Source organism: Tardiphaga sp. (assembly GCF_041424195.1).
GTDB lineage: Bacteria > Pseudomonadota > Alphaproteobacteria > Rhizobiales > Xanthobacteraceae > Tardiphaga.
In genome coordinates this window covers 13,031-32,023 of sequence record NZ_JBGMOE010000180.1, presented here as the reverse complement: position 1 = coordinate 32,023, position 18,993 = coordinate 13,031, and the positions used below count along the sequence as shown (strand labels likewise).

Annotated in this window: 21 protein-coding genes; 8 read left to right on the top strand and 13 right to left on the bottom strand. The window is 62.9% G+C overall.

Annotated elements, in window-relative coordinates; genetic code table 11:
• Window positions 1–61: 61 nt before the first annotated feature.
• From ACEK02_RS24375 to ACEK02_RS24365, 3 genes are all read right to left on the bottom strand, one after another.
• Window positions 62–1,552, bottom strand: a complete 1,491-nt coding sequence (locus ACEK02_RS24375) for a phospholipase D-like domain-containing protein (protein ID WP_300883986.1) — start codon at window positions 1,550–1,552, stop codon at window positions 62–64.
• Complete coding sequence (locus tag ACEK02_RS24370; RefSeq protein ID WP_371424082.1) at window positions 1,549–2,262, bottom strand: DedA family protein; 714 nt, start codon at window positions 2,260–2,262, stop codon at window positions 1,549–1,551. Before ACEK02_RS24370 ends, ACEK02_RS24375 begins: the two co-directional genes overlap by 4 nt.
• A gap of 90 nt (window positions 2,263–2,352) precedes the next feature.
• Entirely contained in the window at window positions 2,353–2,961 is a 609-nt protein-coding gene (locus tag ACEK02_RS24365; RefSeq protein ID WP_300883990.1) for a cation transporter, read from the bottom strand.
• Between the two features lie 370 nt (window positions 2,962–3,331).
• Between ACEK02_RS24365 and ACEK02_RS24360 the strand changes: the two genes are divergently transcribed.
• A complete protein-coding gene (locus ACEK02_RS24360; RefSeq protein ID WP_300883992.1) occupies window positions 3,332–3,967 on the top strand; it encodes a peroxiredoxin in 636 nt (211 codons plus the stop codon).
• A 38-nt stretch (window positions 3,968–4,005) separates the two neighbouring features.
• Here ACEK02_RS24360 and ACEK02_RS24355 read toward each other — a convergent pair whose 3' ends face one another.
• Both ACEK02_RS24355 and ACEK02_RS24350 read right to left on the bottom strand, forming a co-directional pair.
• A complete protein-coding gene (locus ACEK02_RS24355; RefSeq protein WP_300883994.1) occupies window positions 4,006–4,428 on the bottom strand; it encodes a helix-turn-helix domain-containing protein in 423 nt (140 codons plus the stop codon).
• A 36-nt stretch (window positions 4,429–4,464) separates the two neighbouring features.
• Window positions 4,465–5,216 (bottom strand): IS5 family transposase gene (locus ACEK02_RS24350; RefSeq protein WP_371424081.1). Its coding sequence is split into 2 segments (ribosomal slippage): window positions 4,465–4,896 and window positions 4,899–5,216, totalling 750 coding nucleotides; the frame shifts between segments, so codons are not numbered across the junction.
• Window positions 5,217–5,348: 132 nt separating this feature from the next.
• On the opposite strand from ACEK02_RS24350, the gene ACEK02_RS24345 reads away from it, so the two are divergent.
• From ACEK02_RS24345 to ACEK02_RS24325, 5 genes are read left to right on the top strand one after another with little or no spacing between them, the layout of a single operon-like run.
• Entirely contained in the window at window positions 5,349–6,221 is an 873-nt protein-coding gene (locus tag ACEK02_RS24345) for a cation transporter (RefSeq protein ID WP_300883998.1), read from the top strand.
• Between the two features lie 31 nt (window positions 6,222–6,252).
• A complete protein-coding gene (locus tag ACEK02_RS24340) occupies window positions 6,253–6,693 on the top strand; it encodes a DUF411 domain-containing protein (RefSeq protein ID WP_300884001.1) in 441 nt (146 codons plus the stop codon).
• A 38-nt stretch (window positions 6,694–6,731) separates the two neighbouring features.
• Complete coding sequence (locus ACEK02_RS24335) at window positions 6,732–6,995, top strand: hypothetical protein (protein ID WP_300884004.1); 264 nt, start codon at window positions 6,732–6,734, stop codon at window positions 6,993–6,995.
• Window positions 6,992–7,744 (top strand): MBL fold metallo-hydrolase, encoded by a 753-nt coding sequence (locus ACEK02_RS24330; RefSeq protein ID WP_300884005.1) that lies wholly within the window; start codon window positions 6,992–6,994, stop codon window positions 7,742–7,744. Before ACEK02_RS24335 ends, ACEK02_RS24330 begins: the two co-directional genes overlap by 4 nt.
• 58 nt (window positions 7,745–7,802) lie before the next feature.
• Window positions 7,803–8,843 carry a cysteine synthase A gene (locus ACEK02_RS24325; protein WP_371424089.1) on the top strand — a complete coding sequence of 347 codons (1,041 nt, stop codon included), beginning with the start codon at window positions 7,803–7,805 and terminating at the stop codon, window positions 8,841–8,843.
• A 275-nt stretch (window positions 8,844–9,118) separates the two neighbouring features.
• Here ACEK02_RS24325 and ACEK02_RS24320 read toward each other — a convergent pair whose 3' ends face one another.
• From ACEK02_RS24320 to ACEK02_RS24310, 3 genes are all read right to left on the bottom strand, one after another.
• On the bottom strand, window positions 9,119–9,784 hold the full coding sequence (locus tag ACEK02_RS24320) for an SCO family protein (protein ID WP_300884008.1): 666 nt from the start codon (window positions 9,782–9,784) through the stop codon (window positions 9,119–9,121).
• Between the two features lie 154 nt (window positions 9,785–9,938).
• Complete coding sequence (locus tag ACEK02_RS24315; protein WP_300884010.1) at window positions 9,939–11,255, bottom strand: family 1 glycosylhydrolase; 1,317 nt, start codon at window positions 11,253–11,255, stop codon at window positions 9,939–9,941.
• A 270-nt stretch (window positions 11,256–11,525) separates the two neighbouring features.
• The gene (locus ACEK02_RS24310) at window positions 11,526–11,891 is read right to left on the bottom strand and encodes a hypothetical protein (protein ID WP_300884011.1); all 366 of its coding nucleotides are present in this window, start codon (window positions 11,889–11,891) and stop codon (window positions 11,526–11,528) included.
• Window positions 11,892–12,118: 227 nt separating this feature from the next.
• Here ACEK02_RS24310 and ACEK02_RS24305 point away from each other — a divergent pair, with 227 nt between their 5' ends.
• Window positions 12,119–12,574 (top strand): hypothetical protein, encoded by a 456-nt coding sequence (locus ACEK02_RS24305; protein ID WP_300884013.1) that lies wholly within the window; start codon window positions 12,119–12,121, stop codon window positions 12,572–12,574.
• A gap of 97 nt (window positions 12,575–12,671) precedes the next feature.
• Here the strand turns inward: ACEK02_RS24305 and ACEK02_RS24300 are convergent, their stop codons facing one another.
• Window positions 12,672–13,547 carry a sigma-70 family RNA polymerase sigma factor gene (locus ACEK02_RS24300; RefSeq protein ID WP_371424080.1) on the bottom strand — a complete coding sequence of 292 codons (876 nt, stop codon included), beginning with the start codon at window positions 13,545–13,547 and terminating at the stop codon, window positions 12,672–12,674.
• A gap of 149 nt (window positions 13,548–13,696) precedes the next feature.
• On the opposite strand from ACEK02_RS24300, the gene ACEK02_RS24295 reads away from it, so the two are divergent.
• A complete protein-coding gene (locus ACEK02_RS24295) occupies window positions 13,697–13,924 on the top strand; it encodes a hypothetical protein (protein WP_371424079.1) in 228 nt (75 codons plus the stop codon).
• 3 nt (window positions 13,925–13,927) lie between these two features.
• Here the strand turns inward: ACEK02_RS24295 and ACEK02_RS24290 are convergent, their stop codons facing one another.
• From ACEK02_RS24290 to ACEK02_RS24275, 4 genes are all read right to left on the bottom strand, one after another.
• Window positions 13,928–14,524: an outer membrane protein gene (locus ACEK02_RS24290; RefSeq protein WP_371424078.1), complete on the bottom strand. Its 597-nt coding sequence runs from the start codon at window positions 14,522–14,524 to the stop codon at window positions 13,928–13,930.
• 718 nt (window positions 14,525–15,242) lie between these two features.
• Window positions 15,243–15,377, bottom strand: coding sequence for a hypothetical protein (locus ACEK02_RS24285; RefSeq protein WP_371424077.1), 135 nt, complete (start codon window positions 15,375–15,377; stop codon window positions 15,243–15,245).
• A gap of 839 nt (window positions 15,378–16,216) precedes the next feature.
• The gene (locus ACEK02_RS24280; protein ID WP_371424076.1) at window positions 16,217–17,596 is read right to left on the bottom strand and encodes a sensor histidine kinase; all 1,380 of its coding nucleotides are present in this window, start codon (window positions 17,594–17,596) and stop codon (window positions 16,217–16,219) included.
• Entirely contained in the window at window positions 17,586–18,263 is a 678-nt protein-coding gene (locus ACEK02_RS24275) for a winged helix-turn-helix domain-containing protein (RefSeq protein WP_371424075.1), read from the bottom strand. The genes ACEK02_RS24280 and ACEK02_RS24275 overlap by 11 nt, the downstream gene beginning before the upstream one ends.
• Window positions 18,264–18,993: the final 730 nt, after the last annotated feature.

Sequence of the window (18,993 nt, the reverse complement as noted above, 5' to 3'; positions counted from 1 at the left end):
GCGTCCGCTGAGCGCCGCTACGAAGGTCTTTAGGTGTCCACCGCTATGGTCTGGAGGCGACTTAGGCGATCGGCCGTCGCAAAAGTCTTCCATGCCGGTGGCGCAAGTGGAACAGCAGGCTCCTGCGCCGGGAGAGCGGCTCGAACATCTCGTCGGGACCCTCGGGGTCGAGCAGCTTGCTGTCCGCGAGCCATTCCCCAAGCGCGGACAGGTCCGGCAGGACATAATCGCGCAGCGACCGTCCTGAGGTTTGGAGTGCGGTAAGGGTCTCTATCAGCGACCCGGTTTGCGCGAGCTTCGCGCTGACGACGGCGCGGCTTACGCCAAGGTGCTCGGCGACGAGCCCGTCACGGATGCCGGCGATTGCCAGCGCCGCGTCGGCCGATCTATCAGATGCGGCGGCGTCGATCGTGACGTCGCATTCGGTATCGAGGCGCAGCGAGCGATTGTTGAAGTTGGAAGAGCCGACCCTGATTATCTGATCGTCGATGATCGTCACCTTGGCATGAACGTAGATGGGCTCACCGGCCGCAGTGAAGGGATGGTAGAGCCGGAAGCGTCCGTGAACGTCGCGCTCGCGCAGAGCTCCGACCAGCCGCGCACGCGCTGTATCCATCGCGATTGGCTCGAGCCATCCGTTCGCGGTGGTCGGGTTCACAAGGACGATCTCGGGCCCGTCTGGCTCTTCCAGGCGGCGCGCGATCGCTTCGGCGACACGGCGGGAGGCGAAATACTGGCTCTCGGCGTAAATCAGCCGACGAGCACGCGCGATCAGCGCCACGTACAGCGCTTCGATCTCATGGACCGGCTCCTGATCTTCCATCTTGGGCAACGTACGTGAGATGCCTACAGGCAGATCGGCGAAGTCGGCGCGCAGCCCTTCGGGCCAACAATCCCCGCCACCTTCAACGGGCTCGAGCGGCCGCCCGCCGGCAGCGCGCCAGCGGTCGTGGCAGGCATCGCCCAGGGCGCGCGCCGCCGGACCCTCCAGCGCCATTGCAGCATCGTGCCAGGGGCCGTAGGGTTTGCCGTCGGGTTCCACCCGGCGAGGCTCCTGGTCATCGTGCGCGCGCGTGTCCCAGCGGTCGCGGGTCATGTCGATTCCACCGCAGAAAGCGACGCAATCGTCGATCACAATGACCTTCTGGTGGTGGGACGCCGCGACCGGGTGATGACCATCGAGCTTGAGATGGATCTGCGGATCGCGGATCCAGCGCAGGATCGTCAGCAATGTACGGCCGTGAAACAGCGTCTTCAGCGCGCCTACATCCCAACGAAGGATATGGACGTGGAGTCCGGGACGACGCCTCACCAGCCAGCTGATGAATGCGCCTACGGTCGGCGGCCCCCCATCATCCCCCTCGCCGAAGCGGATGCGGGCGTCGAAATCCCAGCCGACCAGGAAGATGCGCCGCTCGGCTTTCAGCATCGCTGACCGTGCTGCGGTGAAATAGGCATCGGCATCGACGATCACCGCCGCGCGCGTTGCCTGTGCGGTCCGCCAAAAGGCGCGGCGAGTAGTTGCTCCCTTTGCCTCCGCTCGTTCAGTCATGCTTGGCGCTTCCACGTGGCCACCCGCCAAGCGTACCAGAGCACGAGGATTACGATGACAGCGGTGGAGACCGGGCCGAGGTAGCGGTCAACCGCCGTGTAGCGCTGGCCGAGCATGTAACCGGCGTACGAAAGCGCTGCCGTCCACGCCGTCGTTCCGAGCGACGACCATAACAGGAAGCGCGCGAGCGGCATCCACAACAGGCCGGCGGGGATCGAGACCACGGAGCGGACCGTGGGCACCATCCGTCCGAGGCACACAAACGCCGCTCCATGGCGGCGGAACCAGCCTTGAGCGCGCTCCACTTCATCCCAGTCGAGCGTCAGCCACCGCCCATGCCGGTCAACCAGACCGTGCAGCCGGTCGAACCCGATCGCGCGGGCAGCGAGGTACCATGCCAGGTTGCCAGCCATCGCGCCGCATGCACCGGCAGCGATCACGCCGGGAAGCGACAGCGCCCCGCGCGAGGCACGCAGCCCGGCGAGCGGCATGATCACTTCAGAGGGAAGCGGCGGGAACACCGTCTCGGCGAACATCAGTACCGCAATGCCGAAGTAACCGAGCTGATCGATGAGCTGCTGAATCCATTGCCCCAAAAGGTCTCTCCTACGTTCGGGCTTTGAAACTGTGGCAGCCTTGCCGAAGGAAGCCACCGTCCAATCCTCGCCTGCGTTCGAGGCGAGCGGACGAGTGCCGCTGGAGAACGGCACGGACTTCCAAGCTTGGCACGGATTGCCAACGCACGCACCCGCCGCGTCCGACACTTCGGGGATCAAGACTGTCGAGTTCGAGTTTGTCGGTCATGACGGGTTGGCGTCATCTTTTTTGGTCTCGGCGCGAGCATCGCGGAGGATCTCGATGCCACCCTTGATCGCGATGACGGCGGTCGCGAGCCCGACCAGCAGGTCGGGCCAGTTGCTGCCGAGCCACAGCACCAGAAACCCAGCGATCAGGATGCCGCCGTTGGATATGAAATCATTGTAACTGAAGGTGGTGGCGGCGCGCAGATTGACGTCCGGCTCCTTCAATCGTTGGAGCAGCCGCAGGCAGGTATAATTCACCACGCCGGCAACCGCTGACATGATCATCATCGTTGGCCCAATCGGCTCGCTGCCCTGAATGTAGCGCCGCCCGACATCGAGCATGATGCCGCCGGCAAAGATCAGCAGCATCACGCCGGACGCGGTCGCAGCGCGGGTTTTCCAGGCGTTTCCACGGGTCATCGCGATAATGCTGAGCGCATAGACAGCCGTGTCCGACAGGTTGTCTACGCCGTTGGCGATCAGCGCGCTGGAGTCCGCAAACAGCCCGGAGACGAAGAAGCCCGCCGCGATCGCGGCATTCAGCAGCAGCACGATCCAGAGCGTGCGTCGCTCGTCTGGAGCTGTGGGATCGGTAGCGGCCGTCATGCCATATTCTCCTTGAGCGTCAGCAACGCGAAGGAGCCGACAAAAACGTTGGGGCTGATAGTGTCCACTACACGAAAAGTAGATTCTTACGTACGCTTAAACCGGAGACCGGTGACCCTCGATAAGGTGGGCGCCGTCTCGACCGGCGCTGCAACTCACACCCGAGGCCGCCTAACCCCATGCGTCCCGGGCCCAAACCCTGTCGATGGGCCCAACCAATTGCAACTCTACCGCTTGCCGCCCGCCGCATGGCCTGCTCGGCTCGACGTTCCGCCTCTTGAAGCTATAGTGGGTATAGCACCTACATCATGTCTGTTAGCAGCAATGGCGTCCTGCCCACTTGCCTGCTCTCACAAGAGGAGAAAAGCGCATGACGTTGCAGCTAGGCGATACCGCGCCGGACTTTGAGGCCGACACGACCGAAGGCCCGATCCGTTTTCATGAGTGGATGGGAGATGGCTGGGCGGTGCTGTTCTCGCACCCGAAGGACTTCACACCCGTCTGCACGACCGAGCTCGGGGAGGTCGCCCGCCTCAAACCCGAATTCGACAAGCGCAATACCAAGGTAATCGGGCTGAGCGTTGATCCCATTGAGGATCATCACGCCTGGGCGGGCGACATAGCCGAGACGCAGGGCCACGCGCTCAATTTTCCGATGATCGCCGATCCTGACCGCCGGATCGCCGAACTTTACGGGATGATCCACCCCAAAGCGAGCGACACGCTCACCGTCCGCTCCGTATTTGTGATCGGGCCCGACAAGAAGCTGAAGCTCAGCATCACCTATCCGGCGAGCACCGGCCGCAACTTTGAAGAGATCCTGCGCGTCATCGACTCTCTGCAACTGACCTCCAAACACAGCGTCGCGACGCCGGTGAACTGGCGGCAGGGCGAGGACGTCATCATCGTCCCTTCACTCAGCGATGAGCAGGCCCGCGAGAAGTTCCCGGGCGGCTGGCGGACCCTGAAGCCCTATTTACGTGTTACGCCGCAGCCGCAGGATTAAGTGCAGGCGATCGTCGCGACATTGAAGCCAATAGCTAGTCAAACCCCCGCGATCGGGGGCTCGCCTCGGAATGCGTCGAGGATGCGGCATTCGTCGAGGGTGGTGTGCCCGCATTGCTTCAGGAGACGCTCGAGCGTGGCTTCAAGTGCCCTGAGGTCCGCGATCTTGGCTCGGACCTCGCGGAGACGTGTGGCGGCCATCCTGTCCACCTCCTCACAGGGCGCGTCGTCCGATCGCTCCGAAAGGGCAAGAAGCCCCCGCACGGTCTCGAGCGGAAAGCCGAGCTCGCGCGCCTTCCGGATGAACCTGAGGCGCTCGAGATGATGGCGGTCATAGACCCGGTGTCCACCCGCGCTGCGGCCAGGCTCGAGCAGCATCCCGATCTGCTCATAATAGCGGATGGTCACCACCTTGCACCCTGTGAGAGTGGCCAACGCTCCAATCGAGAGGATTTTACCCATGCCCTTGAACCTATAGCAGCTAGGCTCCAGACTCATTCACAGCCAGAACGCGAGAGCGGTTGCGAGCGCCACGCCTGAGAGGAAGTTGGCGGCGAGCTTGTCGTAGCGGGTGGCGACGCGGCGGAAGTCCTTGAGGCGGCAGAAGGCGTTTTCGACCAGGTGGCGGTCCTTGTAGCGCTCGCGGTCATAGCGGACTTTGCGCTTGCGGCTGGAGCGGCCCGGGATGACCGGCACGGCTCCGGCTTGCCGAAGCGCGCGACGGAGCGGATCGGCGTCATACCCCTTGTCGGCGAGCACATACCGCGCCCGGCCCATGCGGGCGAGCAGCTCGGGTGCGGCGGTCACGTCGGCGACGTTACCGGGCGTCAGCATCAGCGCGAACGGGCGACCGACGACGTCCGTGAGGGCGTGGATCTTGGTCGTCCAGCCACCGCGCGAGCGGCCGATCGCCTGCGCTTTAGCCCCCTTTTACCTCCGAACGCGGCACGCTGCGCCTTCACGTACGTGCTGTCGATCGCGGTGCTCTTCGTGACCGCGCCCGCATCAACCAAGGCATCAAGCAGCTTCAGCCAGAAGCCGCGCGCCGACCAGCGGTTGAACCGATTGTAGACGGTGGTCGCCGGGCCGTAGTCGGCTGGGCAGTCGCACCAGCGGCCCCCGCTCTTGAGCACGTGCAGGATACCAGAGATCACCCGACGATCGTCCACCCTGCGCGCTCCGGGCTGGTTCTTGGGCAGATGCGGCTCGATCGCTGCCCACGCGTCGTCCGACAACCAGAATAACGCCATGCACACCTCCGTCGCCCCCGCATCCGTGGTGAATCAGAAAACCATGCCTGCCTCAACCCGCTGATTGGGTTTGGGCCCTAGAGGCCCTATAGATAGGGACGAGCATGTGTTTGTGAATGCGGAGAGCTGGCTATGGAGGACTGCTGCGGAGATGCTGGCGGCCCGAAGCGCGAGAAAAGCGATGCGGCGCTGATGATATCGTCAGAGCGCTCCACGGCCCCTCTTGCGCCGGCGACGGCACGCGTTGCGGCGCCGCACGACGGCGACGCCTGCTGCTCAGGCAGCTCTTCCGACCCGAGCAACGATACCGTGTCTCACGAGCCTCACCCCGGCCCTGCCGGAGGTGCGCACCTGACGGGTGACGACTGCTGCTCGGCCAAGGAGCAGGAGATCGCCGCCTTGAGCGCTCATTTGGGCGTCAAGCGCGTGCTTCAAGTGGTTCTTGCGATCAACCTCGCCATGTTTGTTGCTGAGTTCACGGCCGGGATGCTGGCGAACTCCACCGCGCTCATGGCGGACTCGGTCGACATGCTGGGGGATGCGCTGGTCTACATACTGAGCCTCTACGCACTTCAACGCAGCCTGCGCTGGCGTGCCGGCGCTGCGGTCGCGAAGGGCGGGATCATCGCTGCCTTCGGCATCTGGGTCATGATCGAAGCGGCGTTGAAGCTGGTCAACGGCGGGACCCCCGCCGCCGGCACGATGGTTCTGTTCGGGCTGATCGCGCTGGTTGCCAACCTCTCTTGCCTCGCGCTGCTCTACCGATTCCGCCACCGCGACGTGAACCTGTCCAGCACGTTCGAGTGTTCGCGCAACGACGTCATCGCCAACACCGGAGTCCTTCTCGCCGCCGGCGGCGTCTACGCAACTGGGGCGGCCTGGCCCGACATCCTCGTGGGCGCCGTCATCGCGGTGTTGTTCTTCCGTTCCGCGATCCGGGTGCTTCGCCAGGCCTGGCCACAGTTCAGGTCCGGCAGTCCCGCCGTGGCGGTGGCGTTGGATTGAAACATAGTCTGCAAACAAAGGAGCTTTATCGATGTTGAAGCAAGTAACCGCGCTGGTCCTGCTCGGCGCTGCCTTCACCTCCCCGGCTACGGCAGGGGCAGCCGGTCGGGCGAATGCCGTGATGTACAAGAATCCCGGTTGCGAGTGCTGCGACGGCCACGCCGCGGCGCTACGGAGTGCAGGGCTGAACGTGAAAGTGGTTTCGATCGAGGATCTCGCCGCTTTCAAAGCGCGCGCTGGAGTGCCCGACGCGCTTCAAGGCTGCCATACCACGATGGTGGGCGGCTATGCCGTGGAAGGGCATGTGCCGGTAGCAGCGGTGCAGCGGATGCTGAAGGAGAAGCCCGCCATCCGCGGGATCGCTCTGCCCGGCATGCCGTCGGGGTCCCCTGGTATGTCCGGGCCGAAGACCGCGCCGTTCAAGGTGCTGAGCTTCGGCGCCGGGGGCACGAAGGCTTATGCTGTCGAGTAGCTGGCTCGGTGAGCCGATCAATCCCGAGGGAGGTGGACATGTCTGATGATGATGATCTCGATTACCTTCAACGCCGCGCCGAGAAGGAGCTCGAGATGGCGCAACGCTCCGAGACGCCCGAGGTCACGGCCGCGCACTACAAGCTGGCGGAAGCCTATCTTGAGCGCGTCGAAGTCCTCCGGGCGTCAGCAGCGGCCGAGCCGGGTGAACCCGGCGGAGAAGCCGCTGCCGACGCAGAAGCTGCCGCTGCCGGGTTGCCCGAAGGGCGAGAAGCAGTGCCCGGCGCACGAGCAGAGCAATGATCTTTCGGCAGCTCTTCGAGCCGGAGTCCTCGACCTATACGTACCTGATCGGCTGCCGCGACACAGGAAAAGCGGTGCTGCTCGATCCGGTTCTCGAGACCGTCGATCGCGATCTTGCCGTCCTGCAGGAGCTGGGGCTGACGCTCGAATATACGCTGGAAACCCACATTCACGCGGACCATGTAACGTCCGCGTGCCGGCTACGCAGCCTGACCGGCTCAAGGGTCGCATATCCGGGAATGGATGGCCTTCCATGTGCGGACGTTGGCGTCAGTGAGGCCAACCCGCTTGGCGTCGGCAGCCTCACCTTCCAGCCCCTTTTCACGCCGGGCCACAACGACGCGCACCACAGCTACCTTATCGATCTGCCCGGCTCGCGCCGCGTGTTCACCGGTGATGCCCTCCTGATCGACGGCTGTGGCCGCACGGACTTCCAGAACGGTGATGCGGGGGCGCTTTACCGGTCGATCCACGAGAAAATATTCACGCTTCCTTGCGACACGCTCGTCTACCCGGCGCACGACTACCAGCACCGCCATGTCACGACGGTGGCTCAGGAGCGCGAGCGTAACCCGCGGTTGGGTGGCGGCAAGACGCTCGAACAGTTTATCGAGATCATGGCCGCGCTAGACCTGCCCTATCCAAAGCGGATCGACATCGCGGTGCCGGCCAACCGTCTGTGCGGCGACTGTCCCGAGATGGGGAATGCGGAGGCCATGGAGCCCCCCGGCCCTTCGGTTCAAGGCTAGCACGAATCGCTCTTACAACCGCGCGGCAACGGCCACGAGAGGATATAACGCTTTGACCATTCACCGCGACGTCATCGACGCGATCGGCAACACGCCGCTGATCAGGCTCCGGCGAGCCTCGGAGCAGACCGGCTGCGAGATCCTCGGCAAGGCCGAGTTCATGAACCCCGGCCAGTCGGTGAAGGACAGGGCCGCCCTCTTCATCATCCGGGACGCCGAGCGCAGCGGAATGCTCCGGCCGGGTGGCGTCATCGTCGAGGGAACCGCGGGCAATACCGGGATAGGCCTCACCCTAGTCGCAAACGCGCTCGGCTACCGCACCGTGATCGTCATCCCGGAGACGCAGAGCCGCGAGAAGAAGGACATGCTTCGGCTGGCGGGCGCCGAGCTCGTCGAAGTACCGGCCGTCCCTTACGCCGACGAGAATAATTATGTGAAGCTGTCCGGGCGTCTCGCGCTGGAGCTGGCCGACCGCGAACCCAATGGCGCCGTCTGGGCAAACCAGTTCGACAATGTCGCCAACCGACAGGCCCATATAGAAACCACAGGTCCGGAAATCTGGGAGCAGACCAGCGGTAAGGTGGACGGCTTCGTAAGCGCGGTCGGCACCGGCGGCACCCTGGCAGGTGTCAGCATCGCTCTCAGGGAGCGGAACCCAGGCATAGCGATCGCGCTTGCGGACCCGCCGGGCGCTGCCCTCTTCAGCTATTATACGAGCGGCGAGCTCAGCTCGGAGGGCACTTCGATCACCGAAGGCATCGGCCAGGGGCGGATCACCTCTAACCTCGAAGGCTTCACCCCCGACTTCTCCTTCCGCATACCCGACGATGAATCCATCCCCACGGTCTTCGATCTTCTCGAGCATGAGGGTCTTTGCCTCGGCCCCTCATCGGGAGTGAACTTGGCCGGTGCGGTTCGCCTGGCCGCGCAGCTCGGTCCCGGCCGCACGATCGTGACCATGCTCTGCGATTATGGAACCCGCTATCAGTCAAAGCTCTTCAATCCGGAGTTCCTCCGATCGCAGAATCTCTCCGTTCCTCGGTGGCTCGGGGGCGGCAACCCGCTGGTGCAACAAGCTTTGAAACGATCGTGGAAATGATCGCTGCCGCTGGGAGATTCGCCTGATAGAGAGCGTCGGCAGTTCGTTCCGACCCCTTCACGTCGCTCAAAAGCCAAGCGACAGCCCAACAGAAGTGTTGCGTCGCGATTGACCGAGCCGTCCGACCAGACTCGCGAGGGCGACCACCCTTTCCGCCAACCGGGAGCACCGCCCCCGCGCCGAGCTGCCAGCCACCCACTGCTTCGAACCGAGCCTGCGCTGCATCTTATTGGATTCCGCGGCACTAAGCAGGGCGTAAATGCCTCGGCCGCCCTTTACCGCACGTACTTCGCGAGGTCGGCGGCGATCTGGTCCGGGGTGGCGTCGCGTGCGAAGAAAGTAATCGGCTCGCCGTCGGGACCCATCAGATACATGATCGCGCTGTGATCCATCAGGTAATCGGTAGCAGCCGGAGGCCCGGCGCGGCGCGCATAGATGGCGAAGGTGGAGAGCGCGGCCTTCACCTGCGCCGGGCTACCGGTCAACCCGATCAGCCGCGGGTGAAAGGCACGGACGAACTGCTTCATTACCGCGGGGGTATCGCGCTCGGGGTCAATGGTGACCATGATCGGTTGCACCGTGGCCGCCCGCTTGGAGTCTTGCGCTTCAAATGCACGCAGGCCTTGGCTCATCTTCTGAACGTCTGTCGGACAGATGTCAGGACAGTAGGTGTAGCCGAAATACATCAGCCGATATCGCCCCTTGAGACTTTCGCTGCTGAGCACCTTCCCATCCTGGTCGATCAGCCGGAACGGGCCACCGATCTTAGCGCCGGCCAAGGGCGCGTCGATCGCTTCGACTTGTCTCCCAGCGGTGAGCTTCCATGCGGTCACGCCGACTCCAAGGCTTATCAGGGCGACGGCAAAGAGGATGAGCATCAGGCGCTTGGATTGTATTCGGATCATGGCCGAGGTCATAGCAGCACCGTCGAATCGCGACATGGATAATCTGCCGTTCGGCGGGCTGCACAAACCCTGCGCCGCGGGCTATCGCTGCCTTGCTTCAGCAGGTTCGCTGAAGGGCGAGCGGCAAGGATCCAACCGGCGCCAACCACGCACCTGCGGAAGGAGGCGGGCCACATCATCATGCCCTTGATCAAACCTGTACCGCCTCCTCAGCGCCGGACTGGGGGCGTCGCTCATGATATTGCCGCATCCACTCCATGCGGCGCTTTACGAACGGCTCCTCGAACTCGCTCGGAAGCACGAGCGGCACGGTAAGGCAGACGCTCTGCGTAGGCAGGACGTTCTGCCAGTCCTCGATCAGCTTCTTGTAGGCCCGCCCGACCGGCCTGATGTTGCGGTCAAGATCGTAGAGGCCGACCGGATTGACGCGGCCATTGTCCTCGCGCAGCGCGGTGTCCCAGTCCACCTGATCGGTGAGCGAATACCAGGTGAACCCGACCGTCGGCACGCCTGAGTTGCGCACCCGCAGCACGTTCGCCCACTGCTTCCAGAGCCATTGCACGGCTTCATCGCCATTCGGTCCTTGGCTGAGGTTCGTCTCAGTGTGCATTACAGGGAGCCGGTAGCGGTCATGATACTGCCGGGTGATCTCGTCATAGCCGAACACATCGCCCGCTGCCCAGGTGCGCCCGTCAGCCGCGACGCGATGCTCGTTGGTGATGTAATAGTCGTTGCCCATGATGCAGTGATGTCGCGGGCTGTTGCGCAGGAAAAACGCATACTCCTCCGCGGTCATTCCGTTGGCGAGCAGATAATTGTGCATCTCGGAGTCGACCCGCCGACCATAGTTCAGGTCCAGGCTGAGGAAGCGCCGGGCGTTCATGACCTCTGCAGGACCGATCGCCTCAGCGCTGTCGGCGTGGAAATATTCGGAGCTTTCGGACTGGATGAAGATCGCGTCGGGCCGAACGTCCAAAATGGCTCCCATCGCCAAAATGTTCGCCTTGACGAGATGCTTGAGCGCGGTGACGAATGTGCGATCGGTCGTTCCCTGCTCATTCCACCATCCGTAGAGACCGGAAAAGGTGGCGCAGACGAACATCTCGTTGACGGGGGTGTAGAGCTGAACCCAGGGGTAGCGCTGCGCAAATGCTCTGGCGTATCGCTCGAAGAGACTGGGAAAGTCCGGGTTTTGAAAGTTGCCGATCCAGTCGGGCACGCCGAAATGACAGAGGTCGACGATCGGCACGATATCGAGCTGCTTCAACCGGTTCATCGTCAGATCGGCAAACTCCCAGTCGAACCGTTCCGCCGCTAGGAACGTCCGGTGCAGTGGCGGCCCGTACCGGAGAAAGCGGATACCGATCTCCTCAAGAAGGTCGAAATCTGTGCGCCAATTCGTATAGAATCCGCACTTCTCCATCTCATCAACGCGCACCCTGCCGTTGTCGACCGTCGGAATGCTGTTCTCGATACCGGTCGCAAACATGAAAAACGGATTGATCATCTGACTGAAACCTCTAGCTGACGGCCCGTTGCAGCACTGGCGCCTTGCCGCGCGGAGGCATGTGCCGATTTTCTCCCCCGGGCGTCCATTGCACCTTTGGCGCGTCGCCCCAAGTTCCAGCCTCGAGCATAACAAGGATGTAATCGTCGCTGCACGCTGGCTTCAGGCTTCTCGATCATACTCCCCGAGGGCCGGGATGATAACGATCCCTCTCAGACCGGAGATGGATTGTCGCCGGACTTCACCTCGATGGCGAGGAAGGCAAGGCCCTCACAAGGGAGAGTCATTCTTTGAGCTGTCGACGAAGCACTCGAAAGGCGGGCCGTGATCCAGATATCCGTATGCGGCCGCCGCGGCCTCCACAAACTCGGTGCAGCCGAGAAGCTCGTTCTCGACACTCTGCGACGGTGGAAAATGTGTCGCGCGGAGAGACTGGCGACCCTTCCCGAACTTCACGAGCGGCTTGCTCCTCTCGGAGGCGCCATGCTGGCGGTTCCGCTCGACGATTTCTTCCAGCAGATCACGCCGTGGCGCAATTGCCCTCACAGGTCGAATATCCGATATTCGGATCAGATCAGATGCGACGAAGTTGCCACCCTCGAGCTGCTTCAAACGGCGGAAGATCGCTTCGCTCAATCATGCCGAATGAGCTCGGCTTGGGATGCCGCCCGGCTGCTGATACTCTCAGCGTGGATTCTGCGCAGACAGTTCACAACGGAACTTGAGTTTCGTTTTGGTTCTTTGCCGACCCTTCAAACTCGTCACGGTTCCAATAAGCCCCAAGAAATTCTTTCATAAGCCATTCGGCCTCATATCAGGGCAACCTGAGGTGAGGGATGTTAGCCACCAAAACGGAGACAGACATGGGCGGACACAGGCGCTATGGTCGCCCGCAAAGGGTTGATCCCGGCGAGCATGGCTTCCCCTACGAGGAACGAACGGGCAGGCCACCAGGCCAGTACCACGAAGAGAAAGTTTCCAGGTCGATCTCGTCAATGGTTGTGCTCGCCGGCATCGTGATCTGGTCACTGCTCGCCTGGACCGCTTACGCGCTTGTCGATCCGGTACTCGGATGGATGGCGGCCAATGCCGGTCTCGTGCTTGATAGCGGCAAGGGCCTCGCGACTGGAGTCGGCAAGGAGGCGGCCAGCGTGGCGCAGAGCATCAACGCCGGCGGCTTTCTCGGCCAGGCCGCGGTCTTCCTGAAAGCGGTCCTGAAGCCGCTTATCATAGTCGTCTGGGCGATCGGCTTCCTCGGTCTCCTCGCCGCCCCCCGCATTCTGCCAAAGCTCATCGGACGCTTCGCGCGCGGGCGCTGATCGCCCTTAGGCTGGGATCCGCCGACGGCGTCAGGCGGGGCACGGCACAGCGCGGATGACGCGTCGCGGCTCTTCGCGCAGTTTCGGCGCGAACTCGTCAGCCGATCAAGGTCATGCCCAAAGCGCGGCGGGCGTGCAGATTTCGTCGCCGCTTGACCCGGGCTGCGGCAGAGCGCTGCAACGCGATGGCCTCGCATTTGTCCGACAACGATGACGTCCCAGCCTGCGCGGCAGCTATCCGGGTACCAAGCGCGCTTTCGTGAGCCAACAGACTCTTTATCGCCGCACGCCCTCGCCCGATCCTGCTCTTCACGGTCCCGGTCGCGACGGCGGTGGCAACCGCGATTTCCTCTATCGACAGCCCCTCTACGCCGAACAGCAAGACCGCCTCCCGCTGTTCTTCTGGCAGCCGGTCCAGCGCGCGCGCCACATCGGTCAATTCGATCTGCTCCAGCTGCGTTGCTGCCGAAATGAGTTTGCGATCGGCGATCCGATCGTCCCATTCGCCGACGAACCGGCTGCGCCGCCTGCCGCTTAGAAACACGTTACGCAGGATCACGCGCGTCCAGGCTTGCAGATTGCTGCCCGGCTCAAAAGATGCCCGTGCCTTCCACGCCCTCAGCATCGTTTCCTGCACGAGGTCCTCGGCGAGGTCCTGACCACCCGATAGGGACCGGCCATACGCACGCAAGCCGGGTCCGCATTCGACCAGCTGGTGCCCGAATCTCCGCTCCGCTGCCGAAAGCGCCGTCAGAGAGTGGCCAGAGGGCGCGACAGGCCCGACGCTTGCCAAACCCACAGGTTCTGCCCGTCGCGGCATCGCGCCGAGGCTTTCATCATGCGAAGCGACTAGCGCCTGCTGGTCGACAGCGGCCCCGTCTTCCAACTCCTCCGCACGGCTTTTGTGAAGTTCCAAATCTGCTCCTGGTGCGCTCGGTGCGGGGTATGGATGCGGGCGCCTCGAAATCGCCACCCACGTTCCGGCGTGATCGCGAAGCCGTTGCCATGCGCCTCCGTCGTTCCGCCGGAAGAAGATCTCGGCGAGGAGTCTGCGTTAAATGTGGAGTCTGCCCCGATGTGGGTTATGCTGGCATCCTCGAGATCAGGAAGGGACCTCACCTAATGTCCGCGCCTGTCGTAAAGAACCCCCGAGCTGGTGGGTCGCTCCTCGCGCTGTCGGTCATCGCCGGCGCGTTCGCCGGTGCGCTGCTTAAACAGCCCTCGATGGGCGTGGTCGCAGGGACAGCTATCGGCATCGCAATCTGCCTGGCGGTCTGGCTTGCCGACATCAGGCAGGGAGCAAGGCGGCCCCGCAGAGAGGAAGTCGCCACTTCGATACCCGCCGACTGACGCTCAGGGATTGAATCGTACTCCGAACCCCATCATCGCGCGCTGTCGGGCGGTGTGATCGGAATATTGAGAATATTTGTATGCCGCGTTGACGTAGTATTTGTCAGTGAGCGAGTATTCGACGCCTCCGCCGAGCTGGTAACCGTCCGTGCGGTAACGGTCGGAGAAGGATGTCTGACCGCGCGGTGCCGAGAACCGCATGCGCTGCTCATTGTTGACGTATCCTCCGGAGACATAGGCCAGCATGTTGGGCCTCACCAAGACGCCCGCGCGCACGGCAGCCCCCAGCTCCTCGAAGGACTTGGTGCAGATCGTGCCACCACCGATTGTGCCCGGTGTGCAATTCTCGCTCCACTTGTTTCCTCGCCAATAGCTTCCTTCGGCACCAACGACGAACCGGTCGTTGATGACTCCGTCGAACCCGCCGGCGCCGCCATAACCGAGCTTGTTCCGATGAGCGCCCTGAGACTGGAAGCGATCCAGGCCCACCTGCCCTTCGGCCCGGAACCCTCGGAAGCTGGTTGTCACCTGCGCTTGCGCAGGCTGAACGGCCAACATCAGGAATGCAGCCGTCATCGAGCCGAACAGGGTTTTTCTCACAACCAATCTCCAATATGTCACCATGAGACCCGCATCTGCGGGCAAAGCAGTCGTTCCGTCCGCGAGTTATCGCGAGATCGGCGGCCACCAGTGTTCATCGGCAAGTCCATGCTCCGCCCGCCGATGGTAGGCCGCCGCCGACGCGGCCGGTCTACTTCAATCGCTTGCCGCTCCCTCGGGCGGAGGTTGACTCTGTATGCGCGGCGGACGAGTGCCCGTGCGCCTCTTCGGCATGCTTCGCAGCCTCTGCGTGATCACCGCGCTTCTGGTGCTCGGCAGCGGCGCGATGAGACTTTGCCGCCCGGTCGTGGTGATCGGCGGCGCCTGTATGGCTGTTGGTACCCATTCTATTTTCCTTGTTCCAGAGGAGGCACTTCGCAAGCATGCACGAAGGCTGCTGCTTCCCGTGCCGCGGAGGCAGAAGGAGAGGAACACTGATGTCCCCACCCTTCCGCTTGAACCGCTCCACTCAACTACCGCGCGATTGATGCATCCTCATGCCCCGCCAGTTACAAATGCGTAATCTACCGGGCTCCCTTCGCGTCGGACGCTTGCAGCCAATGCGCCGGCACCGATGTCAGATGCATCGGGCCTCGATCAGTCGAACGGTCGTCCAGATCGAGATACCCGCGTCGGCCAGTCCAACGATTATGAGCTCGGCCAAGATGGCCGGCGCGGTGTCTCTTCGCCTGAGCACGACCGAGCAGGAGACTGCCGTTCACGCGATCATGTATGACGCGACCAGTTCGAGACCCGCGGCGATCATCGTTGCACCGCCTCGCGAGAGGCAGGAATAGGCACCGTCCGATCCCGGACTCAGCAGCGCAAGCAGCGCAGCGACGCCGATCGTCATCAATAGGCACCATCTGAACTGAACAGCACGGCGTGCCAGGACTCGCCGCCGCCAGCGGGCGGATGCGCCCTCCGTCAGCTCTCGCGCCCGCATGCTGGGTGACGGCCGTCGCTGCCGGGGGCTCGGTCGCACAGGACGACGATCTGGTTGCACCATCATCGCATCTGCAAGGTGCGGCGCCGACCGGACAGCGAGAAGGACAGCATGCTCCCGTGGGGCACTCGCGAAAGCGCGGTGGCCGATACGAGTTCCCCCTCAACCAAGCGAAACTTGACGCGCAGGTGAGGAGCGTTCGTAATCGGAACCAGGAGCAAGGGGTCAAGGAAATTCCTGCCGCAGCGTTCGGGCGCGCACCGGAACCGCAGGACTGCTCGGGTGCTTCCGGCAACGGGCTTGAAGCCGATCTCTATCGTCCCGCCGTTGAATTCAACTATCGTACCGTCACCAGTCCGATGCCTTGACAGCGGGTCCCGGTCCGTCCCAGCCGACGTCGCGGTGGGAACAGCGTCCACGCCTGCCTCCAGGCTCCCTTCGGCGGAGAGCAACAAGACGAGCAGGATGATCAGAGTCGACATCGAACGCCCCATGACCATGGACTATGCCCCACCTGCTCAGGAGAGGCACCCAGTGAGAGGCGGGAAACGGATTTGTAATCGCCGAGTCAGGTGGAGCTTAAACGACGCTTTGGCCACGTTGGCTGCGGCAGCCAGTCCTGACGATGCGAACTCCTCAGCCGCTATACGTACCAGCGGTGATCAAGCCGAGTGACCGTCGCGTCGGTGGCCAGGAAGCAGCGCTCGCGGCGCGGAGCGGCAAATGGCGGGAACTGCTGCGGCTGATCATGGCAGCTTTGTCAGCCCCGCTCCCGACGGCAGGCGAATCGACACGATCAATCCAGGATCGTTGTCATCGAGCGTGAGCACACCGCCATGGGCTCGCGCGATGGCAGCCACGATCGACAGCCCGAGCCCACTGCCTTCGGTGGATCGACTTGCATCCAACCGGACGAGCCGCTCAGTGGCGCGGGTGCGATCGTCGGCGGCAATGCCGGGCCCTTGATCGGCAACCTTTATCTCCGCTTTTGCCCTGGTGCTACCGGTCATGACCGTGATCGAGGCGCTGCCCCCATATTTCATCGCATTGTCGATCAGGTTGCAGACCGCTTGCACAAGCAACGACCGCGCGCCGCGCGTCGCCGCCGGCCGGAGGTCGGCAATCAGGTGTCGGCCGGCGGCTTCGACAACCGGCTCGTAGAGCTCGATCGCTTCACGTGCCACATCGGCGAGGTCGAGCGGCTCAAGCATATTCGTCGTGAGTGCGTCAACGCGCGCCAGGACAAGGAGGTCGTTGATGAGCTTGAGCAGTGCGTCGATATCGCCTGTGGTGGCGAGGAGGAACTGCTCGTCTGCCGAGACCTGCCGCAGCAACGCGAGCTCCGCGCGGACCTTCATCCGCGTAAGCGGTGTCTTCAGATCGTGCGCCAGCCCATCCGTTGCCGCGCGCAAGCTGCCGATCATTCGTTCCACTTCCCCGAAACAGGCGTTCACCACCTCCGCGAGATAATCATATTGATCGCCGCGTCCTGTCACCGGAAGGCGTTCGTCCAGCCGTCCGGCCAGGAAGCGCGCTCCCGTCTCGGCAGCACGTTCGACAAACCGCAGTGCACGTCGGCTGATCCACCAGCCAAGGCCAAGTCCGATCAGTGCCGTCGCGGCGATCGACCACCCAAGCGTTTCGAGATAACGGACGCCAAGCTGATCGCGGCCATCGGCAAGGTGCCCGACCAGCAGTCGGTTGCCTGACCCCAACGACACCACTTCTGCCTCGACGCGCCTCACGCGCAGCGTAGGACCACTGCGAAACGGGATATTGAGGATTTGCCAGCCTTCGCGCTGCGCGGCGTTCGGCCACCGGTCGAGATCGCCCGCAACCACTCGGCCGTTCGCCGTTCCAACCAGATAAATATAGTCGCGCGCATCAGCTGAAGGCTGGGGCCGGGCTATGAACCGCGCGAGCTCCTGCAGTCCTCCCGAGCGGTAGCGTTCCATCAAGCCGGCAACCTCGGCCTTCACCATATGTCTGGACTCGGCTTCGAGGACACTGAAGGTTCGGACATATTGCAGCGTAAGAGCGGCGACGGTGGCCAGCAGCACAGCGAGCGTCACCCACAGCGCACCACGCATCGTTGCCGCTGATGTGCGCGGCGGCCTAGCGAGCATCAAGCCGATAGCCGGCGCCCCGAACCGTGTGCAGCAAGGGAGCCTCACCTTCCGCTTCGAGCTTCGCACGCAAGCGGCTGATATGGACATCGACAAGGTTGGTGCCGGGATCGAAGCTGTAGTCCCAGGCGGCTTCGATCAGCATGGTCCGTGTGATGACCTGCCCGACATGCCGAAGGAAATAGTCGAGGAGTTGAAATTCCTTGTTAGAAAGCTCGATGCGTCGATCGCCGCGGTGGCCGACGCGCGTGAGCAGATCGAGTTCGAGGTCGGCGACCCGTCGCACGCGTGGTGTGGTGGTTGATCCCTCAGCCCGCCGAATGATCGCGCTCAGCCGGGCGATCAGTTCGTGGAACGAGAACGGCTTTGTCAGATAGTCGTCTCCGCCGGCGTTCAACCCGCAGATCCTATCATCCACCTGGCCGAGCGCACTGAGGATCAGGACGGGCGTTCGCAGCGACTGTGCGCGCAAGGCGCGCAGAACGGAGAGACCATCGAGAAGAGGGAGATTGCGATCCAGGATGATCGCGTCGTACTCCTTGGTCAACCCGGCCGTAAGGCCGTCGATGCCATTGTCCGCAAGATCGCAGGCGTGCCCAAGCTCTGCCAAGCCTTGGCAAACGTAGCCGGCGGTCGCCTGATCGTCTTCAACAAGGAGTAGCTTCATAGGCACCGGATCCATACTGAACTTGCTCCGGCCGCTGGAGGGGGGACTGCCAGCGGCCGGAGCGTCAACTTGTGGCAAGGTGTCTGCTCCAAGGCCAGGAATGATTGGTCCACCCAGGGGTAAGCGAACCGCCCATCCGCCGTTTTGAAGCATGGGATTTGCCGTTACCGAGCGCCCGTGGTTCGTATAATCACCTCCTCAAGGCTGACGCGCACCAAACTGGCCCGCTGAAGCAGCTATCGCACCGCTACCTGCCATTTCTTTGAAGCAGCCATGACAATTGCTTAATGAAGTGACCGGGCTTCATTTACGCATGCTGAGCCTGATATTTATGTAGATTCGGACGTCATGTGAACGGTTTCGCCACTTCGACTATTGTTATGCGTGGGTTCACTCCGCTCCGTAGGCTTTCAGCCCCTTCGGTGTTCCCGTGGCGTTTACCCTCGTGCTTCAGTATGGCCCCATCACCGACAAAGCCCAAACCTGTAATCACGGCCTTCTATGATGCGAGCCTGCCCCATCGACTCGCGATCGAGCACCGCGGTTCGGATCAACACGAAGCCGCAGGTTCTTAAGCGCGATGGCCGGATGCGAAGTCGAATAAGTTCGGCGTTGGTCAGGACGCGGCTTGCCACCGTCTCCATCAGTCGAGCGTCTCATTCAACCTCACCCCCAAGGGTCGCGGGCATTGCCCTGAAATGCTCAAAAGTGCCAGTTCCCTTAACGGTGA

Bases quoted from the DNA above. Each gene is read 5' to 3' on its own strand.
- ACEK02_RS24375 (WP_300883986.1), bottom strand. From the start codon at position 1,552: ATGACTGAACGAGCGGAGGCAAAGGGAGCAACTACTCGCCGCGCCTTT.
- ACEK02_RS24365 (WP_300883990.1), bottom strand. From the start codon at position 2,961: ATGACGGCCGCTACCGATCCCACAGCTCCAGACGAGCGACGCACGCTC.
- ACEK02_RS24360 (WP_300883992.1), top strand. From the start codon at position 3,332: ATGACGTTGCAGCTAGGCGATACCGCGCCGGACTTTGAGGCCGACACG.
- ACEK02_RS24355 (WP_300883994.1), bottom strand. From the start codon at position 4,428: ATGGGTAAAATCCTCTCGATTGGAGCGTTGGCCACTCTCACAGGGTGC.
- ACEK02_RS24345 (WP_300883998.1), top strand. From the start codon at position 5,349: ATGGAGGACTGCTGCGGAGATGCTGGCGGCCCGAAGCGCGAGAAAAGC.
- ACEK02_RS24340 (WP_300884001.1), top strand. From the start codon at position 6,253: ATGTTGAAGCAAGTAACCGCGCTGGTCCTGCTCGGCGCTGCCTTCACC.
- ACEK02_RS24335 (WP_300884004.1), top strand. From the start codon at position 6,732: ATGTCTGATGATGATGATCTCGATTACCTTCAACGCCGCGCCGAGAAG.
- ACEK02_RS24330 (WP_300884005.1), top strand. From the start codon at position 6,992: ATGATCTTTCGGCAGCTCTTCGAGCCGGAGTCCTCGACCTATACGTAC.
- ACEK02_RS24320 (WP_300884008.1), bottom strand. From the start codon at position 9,784: ATGTCGCGATTCGACGGTGCTGCTATGACCTCGGCCATGATCCGAATA.
- ACEK02_RS24315 (WP_300884010.1), bottom strand. From the start codon at position 11,255: ATGATCAATCCGTTTTTCATGTTTGCGACCGGTATCGAGAACAGCATT.
- ACEK02_RS24305 (WP_300884013.1), top strand. From the start codon at position 12,119: ATGGGCGGACACAGGCGCTATGGTCGCCCGCAAAGGGTTGATCCCGGC.
- ACEK02_RS24295 (WP_371424079.1), top strand. From the start codon at position 13,697: ATGTCCGCGCCTGTCGTAAAGAACCCCCGAGCTGGTGGGTCGCTCCTC.
- ACEK02_RS24285 (WP_371424077.1), bottom strand. From the start codon at position 15,377: ATGACGATCGGCGTCGCTGCGCTGCTTGCGCTGCTGAGTCCGGGATCG.
- ACEK02_RS24280 (WP_371424076.1), bottom strand. From the start codon at position 17,596: ATGCTCGCTAGGCCGCCGCGCACATCAGCGGCAACGATGCGTGGTGCG.
- ACEK02_RS24275 (WP_371424075.1), bottom strand. From the start codon at position 18,263: ATGAAGCTACTCCTTGTTGAAGACGATCAGGCGACCGCCGGCTACGTT.